We start from the raw sequence: 21,071 nt of genomic DNA, 5'->3' as shown, positions 1-21,071 counted from the left end.
ACCGTCACTTCGAACGGCCGGCCGACTGGATGAAGTTGTCGTAGGGAAGCTCCGCGACGCGGAACCACAGCTGCACCTCCTCCAGGAAGGGCTTCCAGCTGTCGTAGACCGCCTTGAAATCCGGGTTGGTCTTGGCGATGTCGTCGTACAGTTCGTAGGCGATCTTGTGGGCTGCCTCCATCAGGTCACGCGGATAGGGGCGCAGCAGGGCACCCTTGGCGACCAGACGCTTCAGCGCCCGGGCATTCTCCGCGTCGTAACGGGCAGTCATCGCGCTGTTCGCCTCGGCGCAGGCGGCGGTCAGGATCGCCTGATAGGATTTGGGCAGCGCTTCCCATTCCTTCTGGTTGATGTAGAGCGAGACCTGCGGCCCACCTTCCCACCAGCCCGGATAATAGTAATATTTGGCGACCTGGACGAAGCCCAGCTTCTCGTCGTCATAGGGACCGACGAACTCGACGGCGTCGATGGTGCCCTTTTCCAGCGCCGGGTAGATGTCGCTGCCGGCGATCTGGGTCGGGGCGGCGCCCAGCTTGGCCATGATCTGGCCGGTGATGCCGGCGATGCGGATCTTCAGGCCGTTGAAGTCGGCCAGCGACTTGATTTCCTTGCGATACCAGCCGCCCATCTGGGCTCCGGTGTTGCCGGCCGGGAACTGCACGATGCCGTGCTTGGCGAAGAAGGCGCGCATCACCTCCTGGCCGCCGCCATACTGGTACCAGGCGTTCTGCTGGCGGGCATTCGGGCCGAAGGGAATCGCGGTGTCGAAGGCGAAGGTCGGGTCCTTGCCGACGTAATAATAGCCGCAGGTGTGGCCGCACTGGACGGTGCCGTTCTGCACGGCGTCCGCCACCTGCAGGCCGGGCACGATCTCACCGGCGGCGTGCACGCGGATCTGGAACTTGCCGTCGGTCGCCTCGGACACGCGCTTGGCGATCATCTCGGACGTGCCGAGGAGGATGTCGGTGCTCTTCGGGAAGCTCGAAGCCAGGCGCCACTGGATGGTCGGCTGGGTCTGCGCGATGGCCGGGGCCGCGAGGGTCGAGGCGGCAACGGTCGAAACGGCACCGACGCCTGCCTTGGTGAGAAACGCTCTTCTTTCCACTCCCGCTACTCCGCAAGATGATTGCTGTCGCTGACAATTTCCATGACCCGCGGTGAATCAGGGAATTACAGCGACTTAGGCGAGAGGGTAACAAATCATCCGAAGCGGCGCCCTGCATCGCATAAATGTGCATGCCTGCCTTTCGAGGGGGCGGCGCGCCCCCCACGAAAGTCTATCCGCCAGTTTCAGGACGGCGGCCGCAACCGCCCCAGGAAGACCGACAGCGGCGGCATCACCAGCGTCCGGCCGTCGGCCGTAAGCTCCGGCGGCAGGGCGCCCGGCGCACGCGGTACCGGCAGGGCTTCCGGCTCGCCGCGGCCGCGCAGGGCGAATTCGGCCGGGCGGTCGGCCATGTTGAAGACGGCGAGCAGACGCTCCTCCCCCGCGGCGCGCTCGAAGGACAGCACGTCGCCATGCTCCTCGACCGCCGCAACGGCGCCGGTGCGCAGCGCCTCCAGGTCGCGGCGCAGGGAGAGCGCGGCGCGCCACACCGCCAGCCGGCTGCCGGCGGTCCGTTCCTGCCGGTCGACCGCCAGCTCCAGATGGGCGGCCGGCACCGGCAGCCAGGGCTCGCCGATGGTGAAGGCGGCGTTGGGCTCGTCGGCGCGCCAGGGCATCGGCGTGCGGCTGCCGTCGCGCCCCTGGAAATCGGGCCAGTAGGTGATGCCGAAGGGGTCGCGCAGCTGATGCCGTTCGAGCACCGCATTGGGCAGCCCCAGCTCCTCCCCCTGGTAGAGGCAGACGGTGCCGGGCAGCGACGCCGCCAGCATCGCCAACAGGGCGTTGAAGGATTGCGGATCGGCGCCGGCCGGCAACCAGCGGCTGGCGGCGCGCTCCACATCGTGGTTGGACAGGCTCCAGCAGATCGACTCCGGCCGCGGCACCGCGGCCAGGGCCTGGGCGAAGCCCTTGGCGCTGAAGGGCTGTTTGGCCAGCGACAGGCTGTAGGCGGCGTGGAGACCCTGCGGCGAGCAGTAGGCCGCGATGCGCTGGCCGGCGCCGGGCTGGCTCGACAGTTCGCCCAGCAGGACCCGGCCGGGATAGCGTTCCACCGTCTCGCGCAGGCGGGCCAGGATGCCGCCGATGGCGGGGTGCATCATGTCGTAGACATGCTGCTGCAGGGCGAAGGGCTTCAGCGGCGGTTGCGGCTCGCGCCACAGGGCGGCGGGGTTGGAACGGAGCTGCGGGTCATGGGCGAAGAAATCGACGGCATCGATGCGGAAGCCGTCGACGCCGCGCTCCATCCAGAACTCCGCCGTTTCGCACAGGGCGTCCATCACCGCGGGCTGGTGCAGGTTCAGCGCCGGCTGGCTCGACAGGAAATGGTGCAGGTAATATTGCCGTCGCCGCGGTTCCCAGGTCCAGGCCGCGCCGCCGAACACCGACAGCCAATTGTTGGGCGCGGTGCCGTCGGGCTTGGCGTCGGCCCAGACATACCAGTCGGCCATCTCCCCATCGCGCGACCGCCGGCTGTCCACGAACCAGGGGTGGGCATCGGAGGTGTGGCCGCAGACCAGATCGACCAGCACCTTCAGCCCCAGCCCATGGGCGCGCTCGATCAGCCGGTCGAAGACGGCGAGGTTGCCCATGCGGGGATCGACCGCCCGGTGATCGGCGACGTCATAGCCGAAGTCGGTCCGCGGCGACGGGTAGAAGGGGCTGATCCACACGCCGTCCACCCCCAGCGAGGCCACATGGTCCAGCCCCTCGATTACGCCGTCGAGGTCGCCCCAGCCGTCGCCGCCGCGGTCGCGGAAGCTGAGCGGATAGATCTGGTACAGCGCCGCCCCGTTCAGCCAGGAGATGTTCGGGCCGGACGACTGGGACAGGGTGATGGAGTTGGTCAAGGCAGCAGGCTCCGCGCCGGGGTTGGCGATCCCGGCGCAGCGCTGCCGGTTCACCACCCAAGCTTCCCCCGCCATGGCTAACGAAAGGTTACCGGCCGAACGTGGTCACAGGCCTTGCCCTTTCGCACAGGTCGGCCGGAGGGACAGGATCTTGCGACAGGCTGCCTGGAGACTTGGCCGTTCCGCCGCACTGCGGCTATATCAGCGCTTCGCAGAAGGGAGCGCAAATGCAGCGCGGCAAAGGGACGGCGACAGTGACGGCCGATGCGGAGCCGCGGCTCGGCCGCTTCCGGCTGCGCGAGCTGATCGGCCGGGACGGCGATGCCCGGCTGCACCGCGCACTCGATGCAAATGGCCGCGCGGTGGCGCTGTGGACCATCCCGCTGGCGCGGCTGTGTGACGATGCCGCGTCGCTGGAGCGGTTCCGCCGTACCGCCGCCGCCACGGCCCAACTGTCCCATCCCGCCATTCCCGCCGTCCTGGCCTCCGGTGAGCATGCCGGCACCGCCTTCGTCGCCACCGTGATGATCGAGGGGCCGACGCTGGCCGAGCGGATCGCCGATGGCACCTTGACCCTGGACGACAGTCGAGAGACGCTCGGCCGCGTGCTGAGCGCGCTGGACGCCGCACACCGGGCCGGGGTCGTCCATGGTGCGCTGGGGGCGGACATCGTCCGGCACAGCGGCGCCGCCGCCATGGTCACCGGGTTCGGCCGGACGGCGCTGACCGGGGAACGGGCCAGCCGCAGCGACGATCTTGTCGCCGCCGGTCGGCTGGTCGAGCAGCTGCTGTCCGGACATGACGACCAGCCGGCGGTGGCGTCGCTGCTGGAGCGACTGCGGGAGCGTGGCGCCGCCGCCTTCCCGGATGCCGCGGCACTTCGGGGGGCGGTCGCCGCCCCGACCGGAACACCCCTCCCCGCTTCCGCGGCGACGGCGAAACACGCGCGCCGCTGGCCGCTGTGGCTTGGCGGACTGTTGCTGGCGGTGGGGCTGGCGACCGGCGCGATTCTGATGAGCCGGCCGGCAACGGTTCCCCCCTCACCCAAACCTTCTCCCCAATCTTCGAACCTGTCTTCGCCCGTGCCTTCGCCACCGCCTGCGGTCACGAGGACTGCACCCGCCGCGGACATCGTGCCGTTGCCGCCCCCGGATCCCGCTCCCGTGCCCGAAGCGCCGATTGCGCCGCGGCGCCCTCCGGTGGCGGCGGTGGCGCAAGCGTTGCGGTCGATTCCTTGCGCCCTGGTGACGGTGGAGGAAACCGGCGGGCGGCTGCTCGTCACCGGAACCGCGGCGGGAGAGCGGGCGGAGGCCGCGGTGCGCGAGGCGGTGGAAGCGGCGGCGGGCGGCTGGGAGCATGGCATCGACCTCGCCGCCGCCGATGCGCAGTTCTGTGCGCCCCTGACCGGCGTCGCCGCGGCGCTGGACGCAAACCGGGGATTGGCGGAACCGCTGACGACCACTCTGGCAACCGCAGAAGTGGCGACCACGGAGGGAAGCGAACCGCAACTGCACGCAGGCGCCCCGCTGATCCTGGAGATGCGGGCTCCGGCGCAGCCGGTGCGGATCCAGGTCGATTACTTCACCATCGACGGCACCGTCATCCATCTGCTGCCCAACCCGTCGGACAGCGGCACGGCGCTGGCGGCAGGGGCAGCGCGCCGGCTGGGCGACCGGGCGGAGGGCGGGCGTTACTGGACCATCGGCCCGCCCTATGGCAGCGAACTGCTGCTGACCATCGCCACGGCGGAGCCGCTTTTCCCAACCCCGCGGCCGGAACAAGAACCGGCAGCCGACTATCTGGCCGCCCTGCTGGAGGCGTTGGCGATCTTGCCGGACGACGCACCGGCTCCGCTGGCCGTTGCCCGCTTCATCACCACCGGCCCCTGAGTGCCCAACCCACCGCGCCAACCTGACCGCAAGCGTCAGGCGTTGGCGGTGAAGCGTCCGACCACCACGGTCACGTTGTCCTGCCCGCCGGACCGGTTGGCGGCATCGACCAGGGCGGCGGCGGCGCGAGCCGGGTCGCGCTCCTCCGTCAGGATGCGGGCGATGGCGCCGTCCGGAACCATGCCGTTCAAGCCGTCGGAACAGATCATGACGACGTCGTCGGGCAACAGCGAATGGACGGCCACCTCCGGTTCCACCTCCTCGCCGGTGCCGAGCGCCCGCACGATGATGTTCCGCTGCGGCGGCGTTCCACGCCCGCCATTGTCGAGCCAGATCTGATACAGGCTGTGGTCGCGGGTCAGTGTACGCAGGGCCCCGTCGCGCAGGCGGTAGACGCGGCTGTCGCCGGCATGGAAGGTCACCATCTGGGCGGTGCCCGGAACCCGCCAGATCCCGGCGACGGTCGTGCCCATGCCACGCCCCTGGGCGAATCCGCGGGCGAGGTTCAGGTCGTGGATCGACCGGTTGGCCATCTGCACGGCCGACCGCGCGACCGACAGTGCGCGGCCGACCGCCGGCTCCGCCACCGCAGGATCGGTCTGGGTCCGGTCGATGTCGTCGCCGTCGACCATTGTGATCGGCTCCGACGGTGCATAATCCTTCAGAAGGCCGGAAATCACTTCCACCGCCTTGCGGCTGGCGATGTCGCCGCCGGCGTGGCCGCCCATCCCGTCACAGACGATCGCGAATTCACCGATCGCATCGACGTGGAAATCGTCCTCGTTGCGGGACCGGGTGCGCCCGACGTCGGTCAGTCCGGCGGCGGTCAGGACAAAGGCGGTGTTGCGCATGCAGGCGGCGGCTCCCGTCTCGCGAACGTCTGGGTCCATGGAGGCTGGACCGATTTTCTTGGACCGGCTCCATCGAGACCGGAGCCTCGGCCTTGTCGTCCGATAATGGCGCAAGCATTTGAAAAGATACAGCGGGGATTGCGAGTGGCGGACGATTGCGCCGGGAGATGGCCGAAGCGCGGATTCCATGCCGTCGAATGGCTGCTTTGCCTGTCTTGACCGTCTGTTCCTGGAGATCGGATGTGGTACTGTCGCTTCAGACACCCGTCGGACGGAGGATGGCCCGCCATGGTCGGAAGCATCGGCATCGCGCTCAGCGGCATGACCGCACAGACGCGCCGGCTCGACGCGTCCGCCTCCAACGTCGCCAACGTCCGCTCCACCGGCGCCATTCCGGCGGCGGACGGTACGACGGGAGACCGGCGTGCGGCTTACCAACCGCTGGCCGTGGCCCAGACCGATGCCAACCCCGGCACGCGGGCGAGCTTCACGCCGATCACCCCGGCCTATCTGCAGGACTATGCGCCGGACGACAGCGCCGCCGATGCAGACGGCATGGTCGCGACGCCCAACGTCGATCTGGCGAAGGAGCGTGTCAATCAGATCGCGGCCAACCGGGCCTATGGCGCCAACATCGCCGTGGTCCGCACCCAGGACGAGATGCTGACGTCGCTGCTGGATTCGAAAGTCTGAGGGCTGGAAGCCGGCTGTTCGGACCGTGTCGGTCAGACGGTGATGTTCAGGTTCTGCCCGCGCGTCGGCGTGACATTGCCACCGCCGGATCCGCCCTCGACGAGCGTTGCGAGCGTCGCCTGCTGCAACTCGGCATTCTGGTTCAGTGCCTTGACGCCGAATTCCATCTGCCCCTGCGCCTGCTTAAGGGCCATTGCCGCACCGGCGGTCGAGGAGGTGATGTCCATGACGGAACCCTTGGCAGAGGAAACTCTCAGATCACCACATTCACCCGCGCGGCGGACGTGCCGGCGGAAACCGCGGTGGTCGTCACGGACTGTGACACAGACGCCGCCGCGACGGAAGAGCCGACACCGCCCGCCGAACCGGTAGCGCCACCGATCGAACTGCTGCTGCCGACGGAGTTGGCCGCATATCCAAATCCGGAAACCGCGGAACCGGAGCCGGAACCGGAGCCGTTGGCCCGGCCACTCTCCGTTCCGCCGCCCTGCGTACCGCCAGCTTGGCCACCGGCCTGGCCGCCGCTGACCGTCAGTTTCAGCAGGGAGGCGCGTTCCGCGTTCTTTTCCTGCTGCTGGGCTTCCTTATATTGCTTCAAGGCCGCTTCGGTCGGGATTTGCGAGACGGTCTTTCCGTTCGCCGGGTCGCGGTACAGCATCACCAGCCGCGAGGCATCGGTGTCATAGCTGAAAGCGATGGTCGGGAAGCGGTTTACGAGAGGGTCCGCCTCCCCCGCATGGCCGCCATCGCCGCGGGTGGCGGGGGACGGAGTCCGGGTGCCAGCCCCACCATCGACGGCATCGCTGCCGCGGGGCGTCATGAAAGCGAACGGCCGCGAGACCGTCGATGTGGCGGATGCCACGTTCATGACCGGCTTACCCGAATCTGTGATAATCTAACATTAAATTACCGTAATCCCACCGCGCCGTAAAGGCTTTCTTTACTCTTGTTTGGGTTTGCGAATCTAACCCACATGGCGAAAGGGGAATACTCGATACAGGAGTATTCGTATCGGAATCCGGGACGATCGCTGCCCGGACTTGCGGCCATGCCGTCCGGCGTCCTAAAGCGTTACTCCATGACCACGATCCTCGAAGCCCTGACGCTCGCGCTCGACCTTCACCTCGCCGGCCGTTTCGGCGAAGCGCAGGAACTGTATACCCGCATCCTCGACGCCGAACCGGAGCAGCCCGACGCGCTGCATTACCTGGGCGTCCTGGCCGGGCAGATCGGCCATGGCGATTTCGGCCTGACCCTGATCGACAAGGCCATCGCCCTGCGGCCGGAAGCGGCGGACATCCACGCCAACCGGGCGAACCTGCTGCGCGGCCTGAACCGGCTGGACGAGGCGGAGGCCGGCTATCGCCGCGCGCTGGCCCTGCGCCCGGACTTTGCGGAGACCTGGACCGACCGTGCCTTCGCCCGCCTTGGCCGGAACGACGCCGGTGCGACCGATGGTGCGGCGGACCTGCTGGAGCGCGCCCTGCGGATCGAGCCGTCGCTGGAGCCGGCACGGGAGAAGCTGGTGGCCCTGCTGCATGCGCGCGGCCGGCTGCGGCTGGAGACCGGGCGGGTGACGCCGGCCCTGGCCGACCTGATCCGTGCGGCATCCCTCGACCCGCAGGACGCCGACATCGCCTTCCTGCTGGGCAACGCCCTGTTCGCGGCGGGGCTGCGGGCCGATTCGGTGATCGCCTTCCGCAACGCCCTGGCGCTCGTGCCGGATTTCCTGTCGGCGGCGCTCAACCTGGGAATCGCGCTGGCCGCCACCAACCGCCCCGATGCCGCCCTGACGCCGTTGCACCATGCCGTCCGCATCGATCCGGCCCATCCCGCCGCACGCGATACGCTGGCCCTGGCGCTGCGGTCGCTCGGACGCGCCGCGGAGGCCGACGCCCTGACGGTGCCCACCGCGCAAGCCGCACCGGTGGGCAAGCCTGCGACCGGCAAGCGCCCCTCCCCCCGCCGGTCCCGGAAGAGCTAGCCGGCAGACCTAGCTGGCAGACCTTTCGGCAAGAACCACCAACCCCATCACCGGCTCCCCGCTTTCGAAGCGCAGCCGATCATGGTCGCAGCGCCGCAGTTCGAACCCGGCTCCCGCCAGCGCGGCGCGCACATAGGCTTCGGCATGGGCGTAACGGCCGTGGGTGGCGACGCGGTGAGGGCGGTCGTCGCCCGGCGTCAGTTCCTCGACCGTGAAGGCAAGCCGGCCGCCGGGACGCAGCGCGGTGCGGGCCGCCGCGAAGGCCTCGTCCAGCACGCCGAAATAGCAGAACACGTCGGCCGCCATCACGAGGTCGAAGGCCCCCGGGGCGCCGGCGAGGAAACCGACCAGTTCCGCCGCGTGCAGCTCGTCGTACAGGCCGCGGGCGCGGGCGCGCTCCAGCATGCCGTCCGACAGGTCGACGCCGACCAGACGCCGGGCGCGTGGCCGCAGCGCGGCGGCGCACAGTCCGGTGCCGCAGCCGGCATCCAGCACGTCCAGGCTGCCCTCCGCCTTCTCGCCCGTCAGCAGCCCGGCCAGCAGGGCGGGGGCGCGGTAGTCCAGCTCCGCCAGCTTGCGGTCGAACTCCTCCGCGAACAAGTCGAAGGTCTGGCGCACGTAGTCGTCGGGTGCCCGCGAATCCGCCTCCTCCCCGGCGATGGCGGCGCCGATATGGCGGGCCAGTGGGTTGCCGGGGTGGTCGCGCCGCCAGCGCCGGGCGAGCTCCGCCGCTTCCTCCGTTCCGCCCTGTTCGTGCAGCAGGTAGAGCACGGCGCCGAAATTGTCGTGGGCATCGGCCCACTCCGGCCGAAGCGCCAGCGCCCGCCGGTAGCAGGCCGCCGCCTCGCCGAAGCGGTCGAGGTCGCGCCACAGGTTGCCGCGGTTGTTCCAGGCCTCCGCATGGTCCGGCCGCAGGGCCAGCGCCTGCCTAAAGGCGTCCTCCGCCTCCACCCGCCGTTCCGCCTGCCGCAGGACGGAGCCGAGATTGTAGTGGGCCATCCCCTCGTCCAGGCCATGGGCGATGGCGGCGCGGTAGGCGGCGGCGGCCTCGTCCAGCCGGCCCAGCGCGCGCAGGGCATTGCCGTGGTTGTTGTGGGTTCCCGCCAGCGTCGGGTCGGCGGCCAGCGCGCGGGCATAGAGCGGCACCGCCGCCGCCGGATCGCCGTCGGCGGCCAGCGCGTCGGCCTGCCGGCTGAGCCGGACCGCCGGCGGCAGGGCGCCAGCCCTCAGCCCCCCGCGCAAGGACAAGCGTGACCCGGCCATTGCCTCTTCCCCCGTCATCGAAAGATCGTCGATATCAATGGCATCTTTACCGTGATCCCCCGATGATGGCACTCCCTTTGAGGGGCGGGCATCTGGGATGGGGCGGAACCGTGGCGAAGGACACCAACAGGCTGGCACAGGCGGTGGCGCACCATCAGGCCGGGCGCCTTGCCGAGGCGGAGCGCGGCTACCGCGCGGTGCTGTCCGCCGATCCGCGCCACGCCGACGCGCTGCACCTGCTGGGCGTGCTGTCCCTGCAATCGGGTCGCGCGGCCGAGGCGGTCGACCTGATCGGCAAGGCGCTGGGACGCGCCAAGGGTGTTCCCGATTATTGGGACAATCTGGGCAGCGCGCTGATCGCCTGCGGGCGGGCGGATGAAGCGGCCAAGGCCCACCGCACCGCCGCTGCGCTCGACCCCGGCGGCGCTCAGCGGCGGCACAATCTGGGCAATGCCCTGGCAGCCCTGGGCCACCACGGCGACGCGGAACGGGCCTTCATGCTGGCGCTGGCGCTGAAGCCCGATTATGCCAAGGCCTGGTACAATCTCGGCAACAGCCGCGCGGCCGGCCATCGCCATGCCGATGCCGCCGTCGCCCTGGACCGGGCGGTCCGGCTTTCGCCCGGCATGGCGGAGGCGCACAACAATCTGGGCGACGCGCTGGCGATGATCGGCCGGCTGGACGAAGCGGTCGCGCAGCACCGGCTGGTGACGCAGCTCAGGCCCGGCGACGCCACCGCCCATTACAATCTGGGCGCCGTCCTGCAGCAGAAGGGCGCCTATGAGAGCGCCGAGATCGCCTACCGCCAGGCGCTGAAGCACAACCCGCGCCACAGTGCCGCGCTGAACAATCTCGGCAGCGTCCTGAAGAGGCTGGGCCGTCCCGATCAGGCGGAGCTGTGCCACCGGCAGGCGCTGGGCCTGCACCCGGACTTCGTCGAGGCGCGCTACAATCTCGGCAATGCCCTACAGGCGCAGGGGCGCTATGAGGAAGCGGCCACCTGTTTCGCTGACGCGCTGGCGCAGCAGCCGGATCTCGCCACCGCCACCTACAATCTGTCGCTGCTCGCCCTTCTGCATGGCGACCTGTCGCGCGGCTGGACAGGGTACGAGCGGCGTTTCGCCGCCGGGGAGGTGATGCCGAACCGCCGGATCGCCGCTCCGCGCTGGGGCGGCGAACTGCTGCGCGGCAAGCGCCTGCTGATCTGGCGGGAACAGGGAGTGGGCGACGAAATCATGTTCGCCTCCTGCTATCCCGACGTCATCGCCTGGGCGGGCGGGCCGGTCACCATCGAATGCGACCCGCGCCTGCTGCCGCTGTTCCGCCGCTCCTTCCCCGGCGCCACCGTCCGGGCTGAAAGCTGCACCGGTGACGCTTTCGGCGCCATCCCGCGGGAAACCATCGAACCGCCCGACTGCCACCTCCAGATCCCGGCCGGCGACCTGCCGCACCGGCTGCGCGAAAACCTGTCCGCCTTCGAACCGCAGGGTCCCTGGCTGGTTCCGGACCCGGCGCTGGTGGAGCGCTGGCGCGGGCGGCTGGCGGCGCTGGGACCGGGGCTGCGGGTCGGGATCGGCTGGCGCAGTCAATTGATGACGGCGGACCGCAAGGCGTCCTACGTGATGCTGGAGCATTGGGGACCGCTGTTCGCGGTGCCGGGCCTTGTGTTCGTCAACCTGCAATATGGGGAATGCGAAGCCGAGCTTGCGGCGGCCGAACGGCGCTTCGGCGTGCGCATCCACCGCTGGTCCGACCTGGACTTGCGGGACGATTTCGACGGGGCGGCGGCGCTGACGGCGAATCTCGATCTGGTGATCTCCCCGGCCATGTCGGCGGGGGAGCTGGCGGGGGCCTTGGGCGTGCCGGTCTGGCGCTTCAGCCACCGCGACTGGACGCAGCTCGGCACCGGTATCCGTCCCTGGTTCCCGGCGATGCGCCTGTTCCAGCCCAATCCCGGCGAGGGGCTGGAAGCAACGATGCACGCCATCGGCAGGGCACTCCGTGCAGCCATGCCGGAGATCCCCGTACCACAGCAGCCGATACAATCTCCCCTGCCCGCGCCGGACGCGACCCGGTCACCACCGGCAGACTTCGACACCCTGCTGAACGATGCGGTTGCCCTGCACCGTGCCGGCCATGCGGCGGAGGCGGAGGCCAAATACCGCGCCGCCATCGCCGCCGATGCCGCGCGCGCCAACCCCGGCCATGCCGATGCGCTCCATCTGCTGGGACTTCTTCTGCATCAAACGGGGCGAAGCGCCGACTCCCTTGCCCTGATCTCCGAGGCGTTGCGCATCGACCCCGTCTTTCCCCATGCCTGGAACCATCTGGGCCTGATCCACGAGGCGGAAAAGCGGCATGCCGATTCCTCCCGCGCCTTCGCCCGCGCGCTGGCGTTGCACCCCGCCTTCCCCGAAGCATTGACCCATCTGGGCCTCGTCCATCAGACCGGCGGGCGCGTTGCGGAGGCCATGCGGCTGCACCTCCGCTCCATCGCTCTCCAGCCCGAGAATCCGCCCGCCTTCGCCAATCTCGGCCATGCCTGCGAACTGCAGGGGCGGAGCGGCGAGGCGACCGCCCATTACCGGTGCGCCCTGGCCCTGCAGCCGGACTCCGCCGACGCCCACAACAACCTCGCCACCATGGCGATGTACGCGGGGCGGCCGGACGAGACGAGGCATCATCTGCAGCACGCCTTGCGGATCGCCCCGGACTTCGCGCTCGCCGCCTGGAATCTCGGACTGATCGACCTGACCGACGGCAGCCTCGCCCGCGGCTGGGACGGCTATGCCCGCCGCTTCTCCGCCCGGCAATTGCAGCGCGCCCGCAGGATCGACCGCCCGGTGTGGAATGGCGAGGGCTTGCGCGGACGCCGGCTGCTGATCTGGTCGGAACAGGGGGTGGGCGACGAGATCCTGTTCGCCTCCTGCTTCGACGCGCTGCAGGGATTGGACGGGCCGGTGACGGTCGAATGCGACCGGCGGCTGGTCAGCCTGTTCGCCCGCTCCTTCCCCTGGGTCTCGGTGCGGGCGGAAACCGCCGATGCCGCCGGGCGGGAAACGGTGGAGCCGCCCGACTGCGACCTGCAGATGCCGGCCGGCAGCCTGCCGGCGCTGACGCGGGACCGGCTGGACCGCTTCCCGCCCCGCCCGGCCTATCTGCGCCCCGATCCGGACCGCGTCGCCCTGTGGCGGGATCGGGTCACCGCCCTGCCCGGTCTGCGGGTGGGATTGGCGTGGCGCAGCCAGATCGTCACGGCACAGCGCGCCGCCGCCTATACCGGACTGGCCGACTGGCAGCCTCTGCTCGACCTGCCCGGCGTCAGCGTCGTCTCGCTGCAATATGGTGACTGCACAGCCGAGCTGGCGCGGGTGGAAACGGCGACGCGCCGTCTGCACCGCTGGGACGACCTGAACCTGAAGGACGATTTCGAAGGGGTGTCCGCCCTGATCGCCAATCTGGATCTGGTGATCGCGCCGGCAACGGCGGTGGGCGAGCTGGCCGGGGCGCTGGGCGCTCCGGTCTGGCGGCTGGGCACCCGCGACTGGACCCAGCTGGGCGCCGGCGTGCGGCCCTGGTATCCGTCGATGCGGCTGATCCAGCCAGCTCCCGGCGAGGGGCTGGCCGTTGCCGCCGTGCAGGCGGTGCGCGCGTTGGCCGCGCTGGCGCGGGACTGATGCCTGCGACCGGTGCGCTGCTGGCGCGGGCTTTCGACCACCACCAGACCGGTGGCTTCGAGGAGGCCGAAGCGCTTTACCGCGACGTTCTGCAGAGCGATCCGGCCAACTCGGAAGCACTGCACCGCTACGGCCTTCTGATTGCCCAGCTCGGCCGACTGGAGGAGGCTGACCTGTTGCTGGTCCACGCCCTGGTGCTGGAACCCGCCGATGCGGAGGCCGCGGTCAACCATGCCAAGATCCTGCGCGCGCTGGGGCGGCCGGACAGGGCGGCCCACCGCTTCCGCCATGCCCTGTCCCTCTCCCCCACCCTGCTTGCCGCACAGGAGGGGCTCGGCCATGCGGAGCGGGAGCGCGGGGACGAGCCGGCGGCGGCAGGCGCCTATGGCCGGGCAGCACTGCTCGGCGCCGGTGCGGCCCTGCTGCATCGATGGGGCATGGCGCTCGACGGCCTCGGCCGCTCAGAGGATGCGGTTGCGGCACTGCGACGGTCCGCCGGCCTCGATCCGACCGTTCCGTCGGTCGCCGCGCGTCTGGCTGCGATTCTATGCCGGCTCGGCCGTCATGACGAGTCGGCATGGTGGTATCGCCGCATGCTGGTCCTCCAGCCCGGCCACGCGGAGGCCCGCCACGCACGGACCGTCATCGCCGGTCGCAGCATCGGCAAGGGCGATGGACCAATTCAGGCATAACCCCTCGGGTCAAAGGGTCGGACGGCCTCCGCCTGGTGTTGCGCAAAGTGATTTCAAGACCCCACCCCTGCAACCCACTGACATACAACCGAGCGGTTGAGGCACTTTTTCGCATGGTTTCACCGCATAAAACGCAAGATTAGGGTTGTTCTGCGCTTCGGATGGGTGAACACTCATGTCACCGGCCCGTCACATTGCGGCGGGACACGGACTGATCCTATGGAGAGCGACTCATGCACACTGAAGCTCGCCTTTCGTCTCTGCAAGAAAAGCACATGCGCCTCGATCGCGCGATCCTCGACGAGGAAAAGCGATCCTGGCCGGATGACAGCGCGGTGAAGCGCCTCAAGCTCGAGAAGCTGCACGTCAAGGAAGAGATCGATCGCCTGACGCGCTCCGGCACGATAAATTAATCCCCCCAATCGCAGCATCGCCCCTGAACGGGGTTACGAAGGCCGGGTTGAGGCGATTAGCCTCACCCGGCTTTTTTAATGGCTGCTTTTTCAATGGCGGCTTTCAAAACGGCGCCTTTTGCAGCCGTCAGCTCAGCCAGCCGGCACTTTCAGGCGCGACAGCTCCGACGCCACCACCGCCAACAGATCGCCGACCCGCTGTCCCGGACGGGTCTGGAACAGGCGCATCGACGGGAACCAGGGCCGCACGGCCGTCCCCAATGCCGTCCAGTCACCCGCCCGCGCCAGACGCCAGACCGGCACGCCCAGCGCCGCCGCCAGTTCGCCGGTCGAGGTCGCGGGCGCGATCACCAGATCCAGCGCCGTCATCAGCGCGGCGGTGCCGTCAAGGTCGTTGCGCTGATCGAGGTCGGAGAACAGATGTGGCGCCCGGCCGAATGCCTTGGCCGCCACCGCCAGTTCCGCCCCGCAGTCGCCATATTGCAGGGTGACCGGCACCAGACCCGGCAGGGTCAGCACCGGCCCCCAATCCTCGATCCGGGTGTAATCGGGCATACGGTCCGGATCCAGCTGGCCGCTGCGCCAGGCGATGCCGACCCGCAAACCGTCGCCGAGTTCGGCCAGCCGCCGCCGCCATTCCCGTACCGCCGCCGGATCGGCCCGCAGAGCCGGTTTGACGTCGGTAAAGCCGGCCAACCGGCCCCCGAGGTGGCACGACAGCGAACCGATTGCGGCATGGCAGTCCACGTCCGCGGCAGGTTCGTCCGGCGATGCCGGAACGGGACGGACCGTCGTCTGCGGGAAGGAGCGGGTGAACAGCGGGACGAAACGCGGATCGCATTCCACCACCACATGTCCGGCACGGGCGATCAGGCCCGGCAGGCACTGCGCGAACATCAGCTCGTCGCCGATTCCCTGCTCGCGCCAGACCAGGATCCGCCTGCCCGCCGGATCCTCTCCGCCCCAGGCCGGCACGCCGGGACGACGGGCCGCCGTCACGAGATCGCGCGTGTCGAAGCGGCGGTCGTAGCCGGCCCACCCCTGCGTCAGCCGCCCGGCTGCCAGATGCAGCACCCCGCCGTTGAAGGCGGCGGAAGCGTGACCGGGCTCCACCGCCAGGGCGCGGGCGCAGGAGAGGCCGGCCGCAGCAGCATCCCCCAACTCGCGCAGAAGCCTGCCGCGGTTCGCCAGACCGTCGGCCAGGGCCGGCTGCAGCGCCAGCGCCAGCCGCCCGGCCCGTTCCGCCGCCCCCAGGCGCCCGAGGCGCCGTAGAGCCACCGACAGGTTGACCCAGCCGGCCACCAAGTCCGGGGCCAGTCGCAGCGCCTGGACATGCGCCCGCTCCGCCTCGCCCCAACGGCCGAGCCGTGCCAGCATTGCGCCGAGGTTGTCATGCGCCTCGGCCAGTTCCGGATCGGCGGCGACCGCCCACCCCTGCACCCGCAAGGCGGCCCCGCTCCGCCCCTGACCGTCAAGCGCGTTGCCGAGATTGGTCAGCGCCGCGGCGTCTGCCGGCTGGAGGGCGAGTGCCGCCCGGAAACTCGCCGCCGCCGCAGCGGCCCGGCCGAGCGCCAGACGGACATTGCCAAGGCTGATATGCGCCGTCGCATAGTCGGGCGCTGCGGCGACCGCGGCGGCAATGCGCGGCTCGCCCCGTTCCGATGCGCCCGACTGGTGGTCGAGCAGGCCGGACAGATGCAAGGCCACCGGGTCCCGCGGACGGCGGGCAAGCACTCGCCCATAGAGGGCGGCGGCTCCGGCCGCGTCACCGCCGCGATGGGCGGCGACCGCCTGCTCCAACAGATGGTTCGGGTCGCAATCGTGAACCGGGTCGGAAAGCGGGTCCGGATCGGCGGTTTCGCCGTCTCCCGCATCCGCGGCAGCCGCCGTTGCACCCCCGCCCGGACCGGCTTTGTCCCGTGGCGAAGACGCGTGGGCGCGGAGAGCCTTGGCCACCTGCCCGATCGTCGCCTCAAGCCCCTCACCGGGGTTCGGCTGGAACAGGCGCATCGCCGGGAACCAGGGGCGGACACCGGTGCCGAGCTGCGTCCAATCGCGACGGCCGAAGCGCCAGACCGGCACGCCCAAGGCCCCCGCCAGCTCCCCCGCCGACATCGCCGGGGAGATCACCAGATCGAGATTCGCCGTCAGCGCCGCCGCCCCGTCGAAATCGTCCCGCAAGTCCAGGTCGGCCCAGCGGTGGATGCGCACGCCGAAGCGCCGTTCGGCCGCCGCAAGCTCGGCTTCGCACTCCCCATATTGCAGGTTGACGAACACCAGGCCCGGCACCGCGAACACCGGTCCCCAATGCTCCAGCATCACATAGGCGTCCTTGCGTCCCGCCGTCATCAACTGGCTGCGCCAGCCGATCCCGACCCGCAGCCCCGGCCCCAGTTCCGCCAGACGCCCGCGCCAGCGCTCCACCAGCGCCGGGTCCGGAACCAGCCAGGACGGGCGGTCGGGAAAGCGCCTCAGATCGGCGCGGAGCAGCCTCGGCAGGCTGCCGGCAGCGATCTGGACATCGGCGTCGCGCGGGTCGGCGCTCTCCGGCCGGACATCGGCGCCGGGAAAGGATCGTGCGAACAGCGGTACGAGGCGGCGGTCGCATTCGATCACCAGCCGGCCGGCGCGGCGCATCGCCTCCTCATAGCAGGAGGCGAACAGGATTTCATCGCCCACACCCTGTTCCCGCCAGACCAGCAGACGCCGGCCGGCGATGTTCTCGCCACGCCAGGCCCGCATGGCGAACTGGCGGCGCTGCTTTTCGAAGTGCGGGGTCCCGAAGCGCGTTTCATGGTCGACCCAGCCCGACCGCAGCACACCATCCCCCAGCAGCAGAAGGGAGCGGTTGTAGCGGACCTGGGCGTGCTTCGGGTCGATCTCCAGCGCGGCGTCGAAGGCGGCAAGCGCCTCTTGCCGCCGGTGCTGCCGCTGAAGCAGATAGGCGAGATTGCCATGTGCCTCGGCCAGTGACGGATCGCGGTCGATGGCCACCCGGTGGCAGCTCTCGGCCTCGGCAATGCGCCCGAGCGGCTCCAGCACACCGCCGCGGTTGGTCCAGGCGATGGCCAATCCGGGATCGCACCGGGTTGCGCGGTCCAGCAGCCGCTCGGCTTCGGCAAAGCGTTCCGCTTTCTGCAACGCGGCGCCGAGATTGCTGAGGACATCGGCACTTCCCGGTGCTAGCGCGACGGCGACGCGATTGGCCGTCACCGCGTCCTCCGGACCATCCGCCAGTTCCGCGAGATGACCGTGGGCGGGCGCCAGATCGGGGCGCAGGCGCAAGGCATGGCCGACCGCCGACCGCGCCGGGCCGCGCTGCCCCATGCGACGCAGCAAAGCGGTCCGGTTGACCCAATGGCCCGCCCCGTCGGGCTGTAGCGCGACACAGGCGCGGGATGCGCGTTCGGCGGCATCGAACCGGCCGAGGCCCTGCAGGACATCGCACAGGGCTGCATGCGCGGCAGCATTGGCCGGATCGGCGGTTGCCGCCCCGGACAGATGGGTTGCCGCCTCTTCCAGCGCGCCACGCCGCTTCGCCAGAACACCGGCCAGATGCAGAGCCACCGCGTGGCCGGGTAGGGCGTCGAGCACCTCCCGCACCGCCGCCTCCGCTGCCGCCGCATCGCCACCGCGGTAGAGAGCGATGGCATCGGCCGTGCGCCGGTCCGCATCGACCGCGGACGCAGCCTTCACCGGAACCACGGGCACCGGAACCACGGGCACCGGTGCCACGGGTTGGGGCGCAGCATGTCGCGACGCCATTCGCACAAGTTCTTTGGCCATGCTGGTCAGTGCCTCCTCCAGCCCTGCGCCGGGAGTGGGCTGGAACAGGCGCATGGCCTGAAACCAGGGGCGCACACCGGTGCCGAGCTGCGTCCAGTCGCGACGGCCGAAGCGCCAGACCGGCACGCCCAAGGCCCCCGCCAGCTCTCCCGCCGACATCGCCGGGGAGATCACCAGATCGAGATTCGCCGTCAGCGCCGCCGCCCCGTCGAAATCGTCCCGCAGGTTCAGGTCGGACCAGCGGTGGATGCGCACGCCGAAGCGCTGTTCGGCCGCCGCAAGCTCGGCTTCGCACTCACCGTATTGCAGGTTGACGAACACCAGACCCGGAACGGCGAAGACCGGTCCCCAATGCTCCAGCATCACATAGGCGGCATTGCGGTCGGTCGTCATCATCTGGCTGCGCCAGCCGATGCCTACCCGCAGGCCCGGCCCCAGCGCCGCCAGCCGCCCGCGCCAGCGCTCCACCAGCGCCGGGTCCGGAACCAGCCAGGGATCCTGCGGTTCGAAGGCGGACAGGCTGTCGCGCAAGAGCCCCGGCAGGTCGCCGGCCGCCACATGGGCATCGACGTCCGGCGGATCGATCAGTTCCCGGCCGGCCTCGTCGACCGATTGCTCGCGCACCGTCGCCGTGGGGAAGGAGCGCGTGAACAATGGCACCAGCCGGCGGTCGCACTCGATCACCACATGACCGCTACGCGCGATCAGCGTGGGAAAGCAGGAAGAGAACAGGATTTCGTCGCCCACCCCCTGCTCCCGCCAGACCAACAGGCGCCGGCCGGCCGGCGCCTCCCCACGCCAGGGTGGAGCGGCAATCCGCCGGCTCACATAGCCTTTCGCCCGGAAGCGCCAGCGGTAATCGTCCCAGCCGCCGGCCAGATCCCCTCCGGCGAGCCGCAGCAGGCCGCGATTCAGATGCGCGCTGCCCAACGCCGGATTGATCGAGAGGGCCTGCGATATCCAGGGTTCGGCGGCATCCGCATCCTGGCGGTACTGCCAGATCAGCATACCGAGATTGCCGGCGGCATCCGCATTGCGGGCGTCCATCGCCAGCGCCCTGCGGTGGGCCGCCTCCGCCTCTCCGATGCGGCCGCGCATCTGCAGGGCCAGACCATAGCCGGTCAGCGTCGCCGACCGGCCGGGGTCGATCGCCAGCGCCCGCAGGTACAGCCGCTCCGCCCCGGCCAGGTCGTCGCGGTCCAACAGCAGGCTGGCCATATTGGCATAGGCCTCTGCATTCCTCGGTTCGGCCGCCGCCGCACGCCGATAGAGATCCGCCGCCGCGGTCTGCCGCAGCACGCCCTGGATGCCGGCCAGATTGATCAACGCCTTCCCGTAATCGGGACGCAGCCGAAGGGCGCGGCGGTACCATCGCGCCGCCGGCTCCGGATCGGCATCGGGGTCGTACCGGTTCTCCAGCGCGGTGCCGTGGTTGTTGACCACCATCGCGTCGTCCGGGGTGAGCGCCATCGCCCGGCGCAGGACGGGCACCGCCGCATCGGCATCCCCCAGGTCGAGCAACGCAACGCCAAGGTTGTTGCAGGCGCCCTGCATCGTCGGATCGCACTCCAGCACATGGCGGAACCGGGCCACGGCCTCCGGCAGGCGCCCCAAGCCCTGCAATGCGGTAGCGAGCGTGAAATGCAGCAGCGCGTTGCCGCCATGGGCCTCAGCCGCCGGCGCCAGGACATCGCAGACCTCCGCATAGCGCCGCTGGGCGTTCAGCATCACCCCCAGCTCGAGCGACAGCTCCTCGTCCGTCGGCGCATCGGCCAGCGCGCGCCGCAGGCACTCCCCGGCGTCCGGATGGCCGAGCCCGCGCAGGCAGATCGCCAGATGGCGCCATGCCTCGGGATGGTTTGGGTTGGCCTGCACCACCGCATAGAAGGCATTGGCGGCCGGCGCAATCCGTCCCAGTTCCCGCTGCAGGATGCCGTAATCGAAGCGGACGGTGACGTTGTCCGGCCCGTGTGTCAGCGCGCGGACATAATCCTCGGCCGCCTCTTCCCGCCGGCCGAGCCGCCGTAGGATCGCTCCGCGGTTGCTGTAGGCTTCGACGTAACGGTCGTCCTGCCGGATCGCCACCGCATAGGCGTCCAGGGCTTCGCTGACCCGGCCCATATCCGCCAGGATATTGCCGAGGCTGTTCCAGGCCGCCGGGAAATGGGGCTGCACCGCAAGCGCGGCCCGCAAGCGCAGCAGCGCCGCAGCGGGAAGCCCGGCCTGATGGACGATCAAGGCCGACAGGTGCAGCGCATCGGCATTTGCCGGATCATCGACCAGGATCCGGCGATAGAGGGCCAGCGCCCCGGCAAGCCGGCCGGCACGATGAAGCGGCAGTGCGGCGTCGAACAGTTCGGCGAGGGTCACGGCATCCGATCGTCGGCCGGTGCGTCGTCGTCGTCACCCGCCTCGGCGTCTCCGGTTCCGCCATTGCCGGCGCCGCCGTCGGCGGACCTGAACATTTTGCGACAGAGTTTCAGCGCCCGGTAGTAGTTGCGGGCTTCGACGAGGCGTTCGATCTCGTCCAGCACCTTGGAGGCGTCGGGACGCGCCTGACGCGTTTCGTCGAGGATCGATGCGAAGCGCTGGAGGTTAAGCGTCGCATCTTCCGGGAAGATGTAGACGAGCTGGATGACGAAATAGAGCTTCTTCTCGATACAGTCGATCTGCTCTTCCTTCAGGACCTCGCGTCCCCTCAGGAAATTCGCGGTGTTGTAGAGGAAGAACGAGCCCGGACGGTCGCCGGCACCGATGACGGCGCCGTTGATGATGACCTTCTCGTTGGGACGAAGAACGAACTTGAGCGGCATGAGTGCGGAACCCGGGGCTTGCGGGCCATTGCCGTCCGGCCTTTGCCGATCCGGTGTG

14 protein-coding genes are annotated in these 21,071 nt (G+C 69.9%); 6 read left to right on the top strand and 8 right to left on the bottom strand.

Annotation, left to right across the window (positions count from 1 at the left end; genetic code table 11):
- Positions 1–4 precede the first annotated feature (4 nt).
- Positions 5–1,105, bottom strand: coding sequence for a TRAP transporter substrate-binding protein (locus AZOLI_RS16430; protein WP_014188287.1), 1,101 nt, complete (start codon positions 1,103–1,105; stop codon positions 5–7).
- A gap of 185 nt (positions 1,106–1,290) precedes the next feature.
- On the bottom strand, positions 1,291–3,027 hold the full coding sequence (locus tag AZOLI_RS16425; RefSeq protein WP_162488237.1) for an alpha-amylase family glycosyl hydrolase: 1,737 nt from the start codon (positions 3,025–3,027) through the stop codon (positions 1,291–1,293).
- Between the two features lie 152 nt (positions 3,028–3,179).
- On the opposite strand from AZOLI_RS16425, the gene AZOLI_RS16420 reads away from it, so the two are divergent.
- Entirely contained in the window at positions 3,180–4,841 is a 1,662-nt protein-coding gene (locus tag AZOLI_RS16420) for a serine/threonine protein kinase (RefSeq protein WP_162488236.1), read from the top strand.
- Between the two features lie 35 nt (positions 4,842–4,876).
- On the opposite strand, the gene AZOLI_RS16415 is transcribed toward AZOLI_RS16420, so the two are convergent.
- On the bottom strand, positions 4,877–5,731 hold the full coding sequence (locus AZOLI_RS16415) for a PP2C family protein-serine/threonine phosphatase (protein ID WP_244442565.1): 855 nt from the start codon (positions 5,729–5,731) through the stop codon (positions 4,877–4,879).
- A 249-nt stretch (positions 5,732–5,980) separates the two neighbouring features.
- Here AZOLI_RS16415 and AZOLI_RS16410 point away from each other — a divergent pair, with 249 nt between their 5' ends.
- Positions 5,981–6,385 carry a flagellar basal body rod protein FlgC gene (locus AZOLI_RS16410; protein WP_014188283.1) on the top strand — a complete coding sequence of 135 codons (405 nt, stop codon included), beginning with the start codon at positions 5,981–5,983 and terminating at the stop codon, positions 6,383–6,385.
- 32 nt (positions 6,386–6,417) lie between these two features.
- On the opposite strand, the gene AZOLI_RS16405 is transcribed toward AZOLI_RS16410, so the two are convergent.
- The gene (locus tag AZOLI_RS16405) at positions 6,418–6,612 is read right to left on the bottom strand and encodes a hypothetical protein (protein ID WP_044551493.1); all 195 of its coding nucleotides are present in this window, start codon (positions 6,610–6,612) and stop codon (positions 6,418–6,420) included.
- Positions 6,613–6,638: 26 nt separating this feature from the next.
- Positions 6,639–7,253, bottom strand: a complete 615-nt coding sequence (locus AZOLI_RS16400; RefSeq protein ID WP_044551490.1) for a hypothetical protein — start codon at positions 7,251–7,253, stop codon at positions 6,639–6,641.
- Between the two features lie 210 nt (positions 7,254–7,463).
- On the opposite strand from AZOLI_RS16400, the gene AZOLI_RS16395 reads away from it, so the two are divergent.
- Complete coding sequence (locus tag AZOLI_RS16395) at positions 7,464–8,369, top strand: tetratricopeptide repeat protein (protein WP_014188282.1); 906 nt, start codon at positions 7,464–7,466, stop codon at positions 8,367–8,369.
- 9 nt (positions 8,370–8,378) lie between these two features.
- Here the strand turns inward: AZOLI_RS16395 and AZOLI_RS16390 are convergent, their stop codons facing one another.
- Entirely contained in the window at positions 8,379–9,632 is a 1,254-nt protein-coding gene (locus tag AZOLI_RS16390; protein ID WP_014188281.1) for a tetratricopeptide repeat protein, read from the bottom strand.
- A gap of 110 nt (positions 9,633–9,742) precedes the next feature.
- Here AZOLI_RS16390 and AZOLI_RS16385 point away from each other — a divergent pair, with 110 nt between their 5' ends.
- From AZOLI_RS16385 to AZOLI_RS16375, 3 genes are all read left to right on the top strand, one after another.
- A complete protein-coding gene (locus AZOLI_RS16385; protein ID WP_014188280.1) occupies positions 9,743–13,309 on the top strand; it encodes a tetratricopeptide repeat protein in 3,567 nt (1,188 codons plus the stop codon).
- Complete coding sequence (locus AZOLI_RS16380; protein ID WP_014188279.1) at positions 13,309–14,001, top strand: tetratricopeptide repeat protein; 693 nt, start codon at positions 13,309–13,311, stop codon at positions 13,999–14,001. The genes AZOLI_RS16385 and AZOLI_RS16380 overlap by 1 nt, the downstream gene beginning before the upstream one ends.
- Positions 14,002–14,234: 233 nt before the next feature.
- Positions 14,235–14,414, top strand: coding sequence for a YdcH family protein (locus AZOLI_RS16375; protein ID WP_044551486.1), 180 nt, complete (start codon positions 14,235–14,237; stop codon positions 14,412–14,414).
- 132 nt (positions 14,415–14,546) lie between these two features.
- Here the strand turns inward: AZOLI_RS16375 and AZOLI_RS16370 are convergent, their stop codons facing one another.
- Positions 14,547–20,570, bottom strand: coding sequence for a tetratricopeptide repeat protein (locus tag AZOLI_RS16370; RefSeq protein ID WP_014188277.1), 6,024 nt, complete (start codon positions 20,568–20,570; stop codon positions 14,547–14,549).
- Entirely contained in the window at positions 20,567–21,013 is a 447-nt protein-coding gene (locus AZOLI_RS16365; RefSeq protein WP_014188276.1) for a flagellar biosynthesis repressor FlbT, read from the bottom strand. The genes AZOLI_RS16370 and AZOLI_RS16365 overlap by 4 nt, the downstream gene beginning before the upstream one ends.
- Positions 21,014–21,071: the final 58 nt, after the last annotated feature.

Origin of the sequence: Azospirillum lipoferum 4B, from assembly GCF_000283655.1 — a bacterium.
In the GTDB taxonomy this organism is placed as follows: domain Bacteria; phylum Pseudomonadota; class Alphaproteobacteria; order Azospirillales; family Azospirillaceae; genus Azospirillum; species Azospirillum lipoferum_C.
The sequence above is the reverse complement of the archived record's forward strand: the minus strand, read 5'-3'. Positions and strand labels throughout refer to the sequence as shown.